General features: G+C 68.2%; 8 protein-coding genes. 4 read left to right on the top strand and 4 right to left on the bottom strand.

Annotation, left to right across the window (positions count from 1 at the left end):
- Nucleotides 1–11: 11 nt before the first annotated feature.
- Genes V6V47_RS05575 through V6V47_RS05560 form a run of 4 tightly spaced genes read right to left on the bottom strand, consistent with a single transcriptional unit; the run spans nucleotide 12 to nucleotide 7,509 of the window.
- Entirely contained in the window at nucleotides 12–1,262 is a 1,251-nt protein-coding gene (locus V6V47_RS05575) for an MFS transporter (protein WP_334626876.1), read from the bottom strand.
- 11 nt (nucleotides 1,263–1,273) lie between these two features.
- Nucleotides 1,274–2,851 (bottom strand): B12-binding domain-containing radical SAM protein, encoded by a 1,578-nt coding sequence (locus V6V47_RS05570; RefSeq protein WP_334626875.1) that lies wholly within the window; start codon nucleotides 2,849–2,851, stop codon nucleotides 1,274–1,276.
- Nucleotides 2,852–2,867: 16 nt separating this feature from the next.
- Nucleotides 2,868–4,421 (bottom strand): B12-binding domain-containing radical SAM protein, encoded by a 1,554-nt coding sequence (locus tag V6V47_RS05565; protein WP_334626874.1) that lies wholly within the window; start codon nucleotides 4,419–4,421, stop codon nucleotides 2,868–2,870.
- A 28-nt stretch (nucleotides 4,422–4,449) separates the two neighbouring features.
- The gene (locus V6V47_RS05560; protein WP_334626873.1) at nucleotides 4,450–7,509 is read right to left on the bottom strand and encodes a non-ribosomal peptide synthetase; all 3,060 of its coding nucleotides are present in this window, start codon (nucleotides 7,507–7,509) and stop codon (nucleotides 4,450–4,452) included.
- Nucleotides 7,510–7,974: 465 nt separating this feature from the next.
- Here V6V47_RS05560 and V6V47_RS05555 point away from each other — a divergent pair, with 465 nt between their 5' ends.
- From V6V47_RS05555 to V6V47_RS05540, 4 genes are all read left to right on the top strand, one after another.
- Nucleotides 7,975–8,793: a basic amino acid ABC transporter substrate-binding protein gene (locus V6V47_RS05555; RefSeq protein ID WP_334626872.1), complete on the top strand. Its 819-nt coding sequence runs from the start codon at nucleotides 7,975–7,977 to the stop codon at nucleotides 8,791–8,793.
- On the top strand, nucleotides 8,790–9,584 hold the full coding sequence (locus V6V47_RS05550; protein WP_334626871.1) for an amino acid ABC transporter permease: 795 nt from the start codon (nucleotides 8,790–8,792) through the stop codon (nucleotides 9,582–9,584). The genes V6V47_RS05555 and V6V47_RS05550 overlap by 4 nt, the downstream gene beginning before the upstream one ends.
- A 5-nt stretch (nucleotides 9,585–9,589) precedes the next feature.
- Nucleotides 9,590–10,381 (top strand): amino acid ABC transporter ATP-binding protein, encoded by a 792-nt coding sequence (locus V6V47_RS05545; RefSeq protein WP_334626870.1) that lies wholly within the window; start codon nucleotides 9,590–9,592, stop codon nucleotides 10,379–10,381.
- A 141-nt stretch (nucleotides 10,382–10,522) separates the two neighbouring features.
- Nucleotides 10,523–12,055 (top strand): acyl-CoA carboxylase subunit beta, encoded by a 1,533-nt coding sequence (locus V6V47_RS05540; protein ID WP_334626869.1) that lies wholly within the window; start codon nucleotides 10,523–10,525, stop codon nucleotides 12,053–12,055.
- Nucleotides 12,056–12,081: the final 26 nt, after the last annotated feature.

The raw sequence follows: 12,081 nt of genomic DNA, 5'->3' as shown, positions 1-12,081 counted from the left end.
GGAGTGTCCCCTCACCGTCCGCCGTCAGCACTCGCCAGGGAATCGACGTTGCTCAGCGTAGCCCGCATCGACAAGACGGCCACGAATGCGATCAAGGCGGCCGCCGGAGACAGTAGCCGCGCCTCGGTGTTGCCGAGCCAGCCCAGGACCGCGCCCGCCGCCAGCGTCCCGGCCGCGCTGCCCACGGCCATCATGGTCGCTGCCAGGGCGAACGACTCGTTGATCACCGTCTTCGGCACCAGGCTGCCGAGCAGCCCGAACTCTTCCGAACTGAGCGCCGCCAACGGCAGTCCTGCCAAAAACAGACACACCGCGAGCACCGCGACCGAGCTGGCGAAGACCAGCGGGACCATGCACACGAACCCCACCGCCAGCAGCCCGAGGTAGCGGTTGACCGGCTGTCGGGTGTGCGACCGGGCGCCCCAGACCAGGCCGCCGAGGACGCTGGCGGCCGGCGGCAGGGACAGCAGCGCCACGCCGGTCGCCGCCGCGTCACCATGCGCCGACACGGTCGCGGGCACTGTGACCTCGAGTACGGCGAACGCGGCGGCAGCTCCTCCGGCGGCCACCAGGATCGCCACGACCCCGGGAATCCGCCACGGCCGCCGGTTGTGGCTCGTGTCCTCGGTCGGGGCCGCCTCGGTGTGGTCGGGCTGCCGGCGCATCGTCGAGATCGCCGGTGCGCTGCCGTACAGGAGGGAGCCGACCACGAGCATGCCGCCGGCCAGCAGCGTGGTGGTGAGCGCGCTGAAGACACCGGTCAGCAGGCCGGTCAGGGCCGGCCCGATCACGAAGAAGACCTCGATCAGCACCGCTTCCAGGGCGTTGGCGGTGTTCAACGTCGGCCCCGGTGGGAGGATCAGTGCCCAGGCCGCGCGGACCGTCGAGCCGATCGGCGCCATGGTGAGCGCGACGGGTGCCACCGACGCCACCAGCAGCCACGCCGGGCCCCGGCCCGCGACCACGAACACGGCCAGAGCCACCGAGTGCAGTACCGCCAGCGTCATCAGCACGACCCGCAGCCCGCGCCGGTCGATGAGGCGGCCGTGCAGTGGCCAGGCGACGGCCAATGCCGCCGAGAACACGCCGAGGGCGGTCGCGCCGGCCGTGTAGGAACCGGTCTCGGCGCTGATGTGCAGGAAGATGGCGAGAGGCTCGATGGCCACCGGCAGCCGGGCGAGCATCGCGGGCAACATCACCCGGGGTACGCCGGGCGTACGCCAGAGATCGGCGTAACGCCCGACGGCCTCACCCAGCGACATCAGTCACCAGTTCAGACAACGGGTACGGACTCCTTCTGCGTGGATCCGGGCCGGTAGATGCCGTCGTACTGGTCGATCAGCGAGCCGTTCAACGCCTCGGTGAGACGTAGTCGTTGCTCGAACAGTTCGTAGTACGAGAGATGGTTGGACGGCATGGGTGAGAGGTAGACGCTGATCACTTCCGGCGTCTCCTCGATGTCGAACGATAGTCGATCTGCCTTCTTGCGGAAGTCCGCGGTTCCCGGGAGCAATGTCCGGTTGAAGACATTGAAGTAGTTCGTGGCTTCGGTGCTGGCCTCGTTGAGCCGGGCCTTCAGCTGCAGGCACCGGTCCAGATACATGTCGATCATCGGCAGGTCGTCGTCGTCATGCCCGATCAACATGTTGAACGTCAGGTACCGCACACCCAGGTCCAACATGGACGTGACGATCTGGAGCTGCTCCTGGAACGGTCGCAGCTTGTTGAACTTCTTGGTGGGCTCGTCACCCAGGTACTCCAGGGGGATCTGCACCCGGTAGCAGCCGATCCAGCGGTCACCGCTGGTGTCGTTCCAGAAGAGGGTCTCCATCAGCTCCCGGTCGACCTCGCCCAGGTCGAGGAACTTGCCGAACTCGAGGCCGTTGGCGAACTCCCAGGAGAAGCCCATCTCGCGGGCCATCCGGAAGATCTCCAGGGTGTCCTCCCGCCCGGTGTCGTGCAGCAGGCTCCCTCGTCCGGACCGCTGGATCCGGGACAGGGTGTTGTCCTCCTGGAAGAGGATGTTCGAGATCCCCATCGACTGCAGGTACTCGAAGTGTCGCCGGACCACGTCCGGCTTCATGTAGCGGTAGTGCCCGCGCATCGGGGTGGCGCAGAACGAGCAGGTCCGGTAGCAGCCCCGCGAGGTCTCGAAGCACGTGAACGGCGCCCGTACGGTCGGCGGCGGCTGCCCCTCGCCGGTGTCGTCGTACACCGACAGGTCGTCGATCAGGTCGAGGGCCATCGGCGGCAGATCGGCCAGGTTGAGCTGGGCACCGCCCATGATGACCAGGCCGTCGCCGACCCGCCGGGTCATCACCATCCCCTCGATGGGCTGACCGGTCGCCCGGGACTGGATCAGCTTGGCGAAGGTGAGCTCACCCTCGAGTTGGATCACCACGTCGAAGCCGTTGGCCAGATACCAGTCCGGCCGGGCGGTGACGTCCATCCCGCCACCCACGATCAGCGCATCCGGGTTGACCCGCTTGAGGAACTTGGCGAAGTCGGCCACCACCCGGGCGGAGTTGGTGAAGTTGTTGGAGATCCCGATGATGTCGGCCCCGCGCGCCTCGTCGGCGTACGCCTCGAACGGGCCGCCGTAGCGGTGGCAGTCGATCGTGCGTGGCCCGTACTGGAAGGAGGCGTACAGCTCAGGTTCGCCGACGTCGACCTGGGTGTCGACGATTTTGAACTCCGCGTCGACGCCCCATTCCCGCAGGTAGGCGCGAGCGCCGGCGGCCAGCGTGACGAGAGCGCTCTTGGGGTTGCGGACGCGTACCGGGCTGATCGTGGTGTCCTCGTCGCGGAACGACTGCCCGGGGTACGGGGCGTACAACAGGGTGACGCGCATGGCCGGAACCTCCTCGTCAGCCCGCGTAGATGCCGTCGTAGAGACGGTGCATCTCGCGATCGTTGAGCATGGTCGTCATCTCGAGACGCTTCTGGTAGATGTCCCAGTAGGTGAAGTGCTCGGTGTTGATGGCCGACAGGAAGATCCCGATGACCTCGGGGTTCTCGTCGATGTCGAACTGGAGCAGGGAGTGCAGCGTGGTCCAGTCCCGGGCGCCCGGCAGCAACGACAGGTTGAAGACGTTGAAGTACGGCTTGTACTTGCCCTGCCCGACCGCCGTCAGCTCCTCCTTGAGCCGCAGGCAGTAGTCGGTGAACATGTCGATGCCCTCGCGGTCGTGCTCGGGATAGCCGATGAACAGGTCGTACGTCTGGTGGCCGACACCGTGGTCGGTGAGCATCGTCGCCAGGACGTCCACCTGCTCGTCGAAGCCGAGCAGCTTGGGGAACCGGCGCTTCTTGACGTTCATGTTGTCCAGTGGGATCTGCACCCGGTAGCAGCCGGTCCACTGCCCGTCGACCATCTTGCTGCCGAGCAGGGCGTCCGCGAGTTCGTGGTCGAAGCTGCCGTTCTGCATGAACTTGCCGAACTCGATGCCGTTGGCGAACTCCCAGGCGAAGCCGTAGTCGCGGAACATGTGGAACATCGCGAGCACCTCCTCGCGCCCGGAGTCGTACAGGTAACGGCCGGCGCCGTTCTGCTGGATCCGGGACAGCGGGTTGTCCTCCTGCCAGACGATCGTCTTGATGCCGTACTCCTGGAAGGTCTTGAGGTGTTTCTCGATCGTCGGCAGGCTCATGTAGCGGTAACCACCCCGCGACGGGGCCGTGCAGAACGAGCACCGCCACGCGCAGCCCCGGGACGTCTCCCAGCAGATGAAGCTGCCCTGCACGCCCTCCGGGGGCGGGCCCTCGGCGGTGTCGGTGTAGACCGACAGGTCGGGGATCAGGTCCAGAGCCATTGGCTCGATCGAGTCCATCGGTACGGTCTCGGACGTGTCGACCTTGGTGGGGATCAGCCGGCCGCGCAGGGAGATGTTCGGGATCGTCCCCAGGTCCTGCTTGCGGTTGACGGCATCGATGACCCGCGCGAAGGTCAGCTCACCCTCGCCGCGCACCACCACGTCGGCGCCCCGGGAGAGGTAGTACTGCGGGCGGGCGGTGCAGTCGACCCCACCCACCACGACGAGGGCCTTCGGGTTGACCTGCTTGATGTGCTGCGCGAGGTCGGCGACGATCTGCGCGCTGTTGGTGAAGTTGCAGGTGATGCCGTGCACGTCGGCCGACCGGATCTTCTCGTCGGCCTCCTCGAACGGTGTGCCGTACCGGAAGCAGTCCATGATCCGGGGGCCATAGGGCAGCGACTTGTACTTCACCCGCTGCCCGCCGAGCTGGAGGTCGATGATCTCCACGTCGCAGGAGTAACCGAAGTGCGGTGCGTACGCCCGCAGCCCGGCGGCGATCGTGGTCAGCGCGCTCTTCGGGTTGAGTGGCCGCTCGGTGTTGATGGGCTCGCTCTCGCCCTGGAAGATCTGCGAGGGGAACGGGGCGTAGTAGAGGTTCACCTTCATGGCGTCTCCTGGACCGGTCGGTCGCGGTTCACTGGACTGTCGCGCTGGACAGATACGGACGATCCACCGACAGGGAGACCGCCCTCGTGAGACGGTCGATCATCGTGTCGATCTCCCTGTCCCGGCTCGTGCCCCATTCGAGGCCGAGTTCCCGGGCCATCCGGGCGGCCCGGATGGTGTCGGTGCCGACCAGGGCGTCGTGGAGCACCCCGGTCAGTGCGTCGGTCTCCGCGGCACTGCGGGGCCGAAGAACAGCGAGACAGCGAGCCGTCTCGTCATCGCCGACCACGTCGGCGGCCCGGTCGAGAAACCGGTCGTACGGGACCTCCGGCAGTGCGCCCGCACCGGCGCGCAGTCGGGACAGCAGGTCGATGATGGGCACCGAAGCGGGCGCCACCACGTTCAGCACGGTGCTCGGCGCGACCGGGTGGCGCGGTTCGGTGAGCGCGGCCACCATTCGGGCGACCAGGTCGACCGGTGTCCAGTCGACGTGCAGGCGCGTCGGCGGCCGGACACCGAGTCGTAGGCAGAGTCGCAGGATCATGGTCACCGACGACCGCGGGTTGGCGTGGCCGGTCGAGGAGTGGGCGGCGACCTCCCCGAGCCGGACGACGGCGGCCGGAACACCCTGCTCGGCGGCTGCCCGGATCAGCTGCTCGCCGACCCACTTGGACCGGCTGTAGCCGTCGGGGGGGAGCGTCGACCAGGGCGCCAGGAACGACTCGGCGAGTGGTGTGCCGGGGGCGTCGCGCACCGTGGTCGTCGACAGCGAGATGAGCCGCTTGCGCACGTGGGTGCCGGCGAGATGGATGAGGGTGCGCAGGCCGTGGACGTTCGTGGTCCGCAGCTCGGCGTAGTCGCGGAGGGTGTCGACCCGGCCACCGGCGTCGACGATCGTGCCGACCTGCCGACCGAGCCGTCGCCAGTCGGCAGCGGTCAACCCGAGGTGTGGTCGGTCCAGGTCACCGGCGAGGGCGGACCATCCGAACAGCTCCCCGTAGCCGGCGGCGGCCAGCGCCGACGTCACCCGGCGCCGGGCAGCCTCGTCGTCGGTGGCGCGGACCAGGCAGACGACCGGCCGGTCACTCTGCGCGGCGAGGGCCGCGAGGACGTGCGTGCCGATGAAGCCGGTCGCGCCGACCAGCAGGATCGCGCCCGGGTCGTCGACCCGGCGAACGCGGACCCGGCCCAGGTCACCGAGTCGCAGGTCCCGGGCCAACTCGTTCGGCGCGACGGCGGGCGGTGGCAGGGGTCGACCGCGGCGGACCAACTCCGCCTGCGCCGGTACGGTGGCGGCCCGGATCAGGTCGCGCACGTCGAGCCGTACGCCGAAGGTGCGTTCGAACTCCACCGCGAGGCGGGCCGCGCCGAGCGAGGTCCCCCCGAGGCCGTAGAAGTCGTCGTCGTGCGCGCTGAAGCCAAGGACCCGGCTCCAGATCTGGGTGATCCGCGCCTCGATGCTCTCCGGCGGGTAGACCGCCTCGCTGTCGGCGGCCTTCGGGGCGGCACCGGCCAGTCGGCGGCGGAGTCGTTCCTGGTCGACCTTGCCGTTGGAGAGCAGCGGCAGGGTGGCGAGACGGACGAACCTGCTGGGCACCAGCGCACCGGGCAGGGCCGCCCGCGCGTGGTCGCGCAGCTCGGCCTCGGTGACCCCCCGGTCCGCGGAGTAGAAGCAGACCAGCATCGCCGTGGCGCCGGCCTCGTCGACGACGGCCTTCACCTGTTGTACGCCGGGCAGCGTGGTGAGCGCGTACTCGATCTCGCCGAGGTCCACCCGTACGCCGGCGATCTGGACCTGGGCGTCCCGGCGGCCACTGAACATCAGTAGCCCGTCCTCGCGCACCCAGCCGAAGTCCCCGGTGCGGTAGAGCAGGTCACCGGCTACGTCGTCGTACGGGTTCGGCACGAAGACCTGCCGGGTGCGTTCGGCATCGCCGTGGTAGCCGGCGCCCAGACAGACACCGGCGAGATGGATCTCCCCGATCTCGCCGCGCGGGGTCGGGTCGCCGTGCTCGTCCAGGAGCAGTACGGACGTGTTGGGCAGGGGCAGACCGAGCGGGATGACCTGCCGGTCGTCGTCGCCGACGGCGTGGAACACCGACCCGATCGACGCCTCCGTCGGACCGTAGGTGTTGGTCAGCCGGACCTCGGCGAACATCCGCCGGAACGCCTGCACGGTGTGCGGCTGCGCGGCCTCGCCACCGATGAAGACCTGACGCAGCGAGGCCACCAGGTGCCGTTCCTGGGGTCGGGCCTGCAGACGCTCGACCAGCAGGTCGAAGATGCTCGGTACGAAGTCGGTCATGGTGACTCCGTGCCGGTGGATCTGCGCCAGGGTCGCGTCGAAGTCGAGGATGCCGGTGCGGTCCGGGATGACGACGGTGGCACCGCGGGTCAGCGGCCACAGCAGTTGCCAGATCGACGAGTCGAAGGTGTGCGCCGAGTTCTGCAGGACGACTCCGCCGTCGGCGGCGAACCGTTCCGTCATCGACAGGAAGCGGTTGACCAGACCGTGGTGCAGGTTGACCGCGCACTTCGGCATGCCGGTGGAGCCACTGGTGAAGAACGCGTAGATGGGGTCCGTCGGCCGAGGGCGGACGGCGGCGGGCGGGCGCGACCCCTCCGGGACCGGATCCGTCCGTACGCTGACCACGGGTGCGGCCGGTGCTCCGTCCGGTGGGTGCGATCCGACGACCGCCACCGGGCCGAGGCCGTCGAGCATCCGTACCTGCCGTTGAGCCGGCCAGGCGCGGTCGAACGGGACGAACGCCGCCCCCGTCCGCATGGTGCCGAGCATGGCGACGAGGAGCCCGACGCGGTCGTCGAGCAGGAGCGCGACGAAGTCGCCCCGCCCGGCGCCCACGGCGAGTAGATCGGCGGTGACCGCATCGGCCAGCCGGTCCACATCGGAGTAGGACAGGGTGCCGGTGGGATGGATGATCGCGGTGGCGTCCGGGTGTTGACGGATGGTGTTGTCGATGAGGTCGACGACGGTCTTGTCGACCGGTCGCGGCCGGACAGGCCCTGTGAGAAGAGCGCCGACTTCGGCGGGATCGCGGCCAGCGCGATCCGTCCCGGAGACGGTCAAGGTGTTTCTGAGGACACCACGGAGGCACCTCTCCCGAGCAGTTCTCAACATGCCGTTGCGGTAGTGCCGTCGGCAAGATCGGTAAGTCTCCGTTGACTGCATGGCATCGTAACGACGATCTTCCGCGCCTGTCCATCCATCGATTTCGGTGATTTGACATGACAGGAAAAGGGCATAGAGCTGATATCGGCCCACTTCGAACTATGCCCTGGTGGGAGCCGGTGCAGCCGACCCTTTGGCGGGGTATGGGCAGGTATTTCTGCGCGACCGTGAGCTGCGGTTATGCAGACTTCCACCCCCGCCCCGCGGCACCCGACCGGCGGATCGCACAGTCCTCGCACTCTGCTGATCCGGACAAATCCACTTAGGACTTTTGGATCTAGGTAAGGCGCTGAGAATCAGGTACCGTCCCCCTGTTGCCGCGCTGGTGGCCCGTCATGCGGCGGAAACGAGAGGGATACAACCGTGAATTTTGATAACCCGGTCCGAAAGGCCGGCCTCGTTGTTGCGATCGGTGCCCTCGTTCTGAGCGCGGGCTGCGCCAAGAAGGACGAGAGTCAGGTCCAGGCGAACGGGGTCAAGCTCATCAAGGCGGGCACTTTGACCGTCTGCACCCACCTGCCGTACCCGCCGTTCCAGTCGAAGGACTCCAGCGGCAAGGTGGTCGGCTTCGATGTCGACATCATCGATCTGGTGGCCAAGGACCTGGGCGTCGAGCAGGCGATCGTCGACACGCCGTTCGAGGGGATCAAGTCCGGCCAGGACCTGAACACGGGTAAGTGCGACGCGGCGGCCGCCGGCATGACGATCACCGAGGAGCGGCAGAAGGTGATGAACTTCTCCGACCCCTACTTCGATGCCACGCAGGCGATGTTGGTCAAGACCGGTAAGCCGTACAAGTCGCTCGACGACCTCAAGGGCAAGAAGGTCGCCGTCCAGGCGGCGACCACGGGCCGTGACTACGCCCGCAAGTTCGAGAAGGAAAAGAACCTGCAGCTCGTCGAGTTCGAGGATCTCGCCGCCGAGCAGCAGGCCCTCGCCAACGGCCAGGTGGAGGCCGCCATCAACGACCTGCCGGTCTGGGCCGAGTACATCAAGGAGAACCCGGGCGGGTTCGAGGTCGCGGCCGAGTTCAACACCGGCGAGCAGTACGGCATCTCGGTGAAGAAGGACGGCAACCCCGAACTGCTCAAGAAGATCAACGAAGCGCTGGCCAAGGCCCGGCAGGACGGCACGTACGACAAGCTCTACGAGAAGTGGATCGGCCGCCGGCCGAGCGCGTGAAGCTGCGACGTCGTCAGCGGGAGCGCCTGTCCCTCTGGCTCCAGTACCTGGCCTTCGTCGTCATCATCGTCGCGGTGATCTACGCCGCGGACTGGGACCGGCTTCGTGCCGCGTTCTTCCGCGTCGACATCATCAAGTCGATGTTCCCGACGATCATCACGGTCGCCCTGCGGAACACGATCCTCTACACGCTGGGTGCGTTCGCCTTCGGTCTCGTGCTCGGCACCATCCTCGCGTTGATGCGGCTGTCGCGGGTGGCGCCGTACCGTTGGCTGGCGACGGCGTACATCGAGCTGTTCCGGGGTCTACCCGCGCTGCTGGTGCTCTTCCTCGTGGGGTACGGCATCCCGATCGCCTTTCCGGAGCGGGAGATTCCGGGCGGCGTGTTCGGCTCGATCGCGATCGGTCTCGGGTTGACCGCATCGGCGTACATGGCGGAGACCATCCGGGCCGGCATCCAGGCCGTGCCGAAGGGGCAGTTGGAGGCGGCGCGCACTCTCGGCATGTCGCATTTCACCGCGATGCGCACCATCGTCATCCCGCAGGCGTTCCGGATCGTGATCCCGCCGCTGACGAACGAGCTCATCCTGCTCACCAAGGACTCGTCGCTGGCCTACGTGCTCGGCGTGACGGCGCAGACCATCGAGGTCACCAAGTTCGGTCGGGACATGCTGAACGACCGGGTGAACGCCACGCCGCTGCTCGTGGCCGGCCTCACCTACCTGGCCATCACCCTGCCCCTCTCCCAGGTGGTACGCCGCCTCGAACTCCGCTACGCCAAGGCTCGGTGACCCGTATGACGAGTACCCAACCCCGGCCGGCCGTCGAGATCCGCGACCTGCACAAGTCCTTCGGGCCCCTCGAAGTGCTCAAGGGCATCGACTTCGAGGTCGCGCACGGCGAGGTGGTCTGCGTCATCGGGCCGTCCGGTTCGGGCAAGTCAACGTTGCTGCGGTGCGTCAACCTGCTGGAGGAGCCGACCGCCGGCAAGATCTGGGTGAACGGGGTCGAGATGACCGACCCGGATGTCGAGATCGACGCCGTACGCCGCGGTATCGGCATGGTCTTCCAGTCGTTCAACCTCTTTCCGCACCTGACCGTGCTGGCCAACCTCACCATCGCCCAGCGCCGGGTGCTGGGGCGCGGTCGTGCCGACGCCGAACGCATCGCGCGGGACAATCTGGAGCGGGTCGGCCTGACCGACAAGGCCGGGGCGTTTCCCGCGCAGCTCTCCGGCGGTCAGCAGCAGCGGGCGGCGATCGCCCGATCGCTGTCGATGGAGCCTCGGCTGATGCTCTTCGACGAGCCGACCTCCGCGCTCGATCCGGAGCTGGTCGGTGACGTGCTCACCGTCATGCGCAAGCTGGCCGAGGACGGCATGACGATGATGGTGGTGACCCACGAGATGGCGTTCGCCCGGGACGTCGCCGACCGCGTCGTGTTCATGGACGGCGGCGTGGTGGTGGAGCAGGGGCCGCCGCAGGAGGTGCTCGGCGCACCGAGGCACGAACGGACCCGATCGTTCCTCGCCCGGGTTCTCGATCCCACCCATGTCGCGCAGCTCGGCCAGCCCGACCAGGCACCCTGACCGCCGTCGACCGCCACCCCCGCCGGCCTGCGTCGGTTGGGTCGCCGTAGCACACCCGGATGCGTTAGCCTAACGATCGTTCAGGCTGGTCGGCGTGCTCGCAGGGTGGCCGGCGTGGGGTGGCGGCAATAGGGAGTCGGCGTGACGCTCGACGGTGAGGCGCTGGAGCAGCTGCGCAAGCGGGCCCAGGCCGGCGGTGCGGACAAGTACCACGCGGCGAACGCCGCCAAGGGCAAGCTCTTCGCTCGTGAGCGGGTCGCGCTCCTGGTCGACGAGGGCTCGTTCGTCGAGGACGGGCTCTACGCCAACGCGCTGGCCGAAGGACTGCCCGCCGACGGCGTGGTCACCGGCACCGCCACCATCGACGGCCGGCCGGTCTGCCTGATGGCCAACGACTCGACGGTCAAGGCCGGCAGTTGGGGCGCGCGTACCGTCGAGAAGATCATCCGGATCATCGAGCGGGCGTACTCCACCAGCGTGCCGATGGTCTACCTGGTCGACTCGGCCGGTGCCCGGATCACCGACCAGGTCGACCTCTTCCCCGGCCGACGCGGCGCCGGCAAGATCTTCTGGAACCAGGTCCGCGCCTCGGGCTCGATCCCGCAGGTGTGCGCGCTGTTCGGCCCGAGCGCGGCCGGTGGGGCGTACATCCCGGCGTTCTGTGACGTGGTCGCCATGGTCGACGGCAACGCCAGCATGTATCTCGGTTCCGACCGGATGGTCGAGATGGTCACCGGCGAGAAGACCACCCTGGAGGCGATGGGCGGGGCCAAGGTGCACTGCGCCGAATCCGGCGTCGGGCACTTCCTCTGCCAGACCGAGGCCGACGCGCTCGACGTGGTGCGCCGCTACCTGTCGTACCTGCCGGCGAACTGGACGCAGGCGCCGCCCGCCGCCGAGGCGGTCGCCGCGCCGGCGAAGGTCGATCTGGCCGCGCTGGTGCCGGCGAGCGAGCGGCAGGCGTTCGACATGCGGCGGTACGTCAAGGGCCTGCTCGACGAGGGTTCCTTCTTCGAGATCCAGGCGCTCTGGGCCAAGGAGCTGACCATCGGCTTCGGCCGTCTCGACGGTCAGGTCGTCGGCGTGGTCGGCAACAACTCGATGTTCAAGGGCGGCGTGCTCTTCGTCGACTCGGCCGACAAGGCGACCCGCTTCGTCCAGCTCTGCGACGCGTTCAACGTGCCACTGCTCTTCCTCAGCGACGTACCCGGCTTCATGGTCGGCAGCGTGGTGGAGAAGCAGGGCATCATCCGGCACGGCGCCAAGATGATCACGGCGATCTCCGAGGCGACCGTACCGAAGATCTGTGTGGTCGTCCGCAAGGCGTACGGCGCTGGCCTCTACGCGATGGCCGGCCCCGGGTTCGAGCCGGACGCCACTATCGCGCTGCCCACCGCGAAGATCGCGGTGATGGGCGCCGAGGCGGCGGTGAACGCGGTCTACGCCAACAAGATCGCGGCCATTCCGGACGCGGACGAGCGGGCCGCCTTCGTCGCCGCGAAACGGGCCGAGTACGAGCGGGACATCGACATCGTCCGGCTCGCCAGCGAGCTGGTGATCGACGCCATCGTCGAGCCGCACGAGCTGCGCACCGAGCTGGTCCGCCGGTTCGCCGCCGCGCGTACCAAGGATCGGCAGTTCTCTCGCCGTCGGCACGGCGTCACCCCGGTCTGACCCGGTGGCCGGTCCGACCGGCCGGC

The sequence above is a fragment of the Micromonospora sp. CPCC 205539 genome (assembly GCF_036906815.1).
Lineage (GTDB): Bacteria > Actinomycetota > Actinomycetes > Mycobacteriales > Micromonosporaceae > Micromonospora.
The sequence above is the reverse complement of the archived record's forward strand: the minus strand, read 5'-3'. Positions and strand labels throughout refer to the sequence as shown.

Excerpts from the sequence above, each read along its gene's own strand:
- V6V47_RS05545 (WP_334626870.1), top strand. The coding sequence starts at position 9,590 with ATGACGAGTACCCAACCCCGGCCGGCCGTCGAGATCCGCGACCTGCAC.
- V6V47_RS05570 (WP_334626875.1), bottom strand. The coding sequence starts at position 2,851 with ATGCGCGTCACCCTGTTGTACGCCCCGTACCCCGGGCAGTCGTTCCGC.
- V6V47_RS05575 (WP_334626876.1), bottom strand. The coding sequence starts at position 1,262 with ATGTCGCTGGGTGAGGCCGTCGGGCGTTACGCCGATCTCTGGCGTACG.
- V6V47_RS05565 (WP_334626874.1), bottom strand. The coding sequence starts at position 4,421 with ATGAAGGTGAACCTCTACTACGCCCCGTTCCCCTCGCAGATCTTCCAG.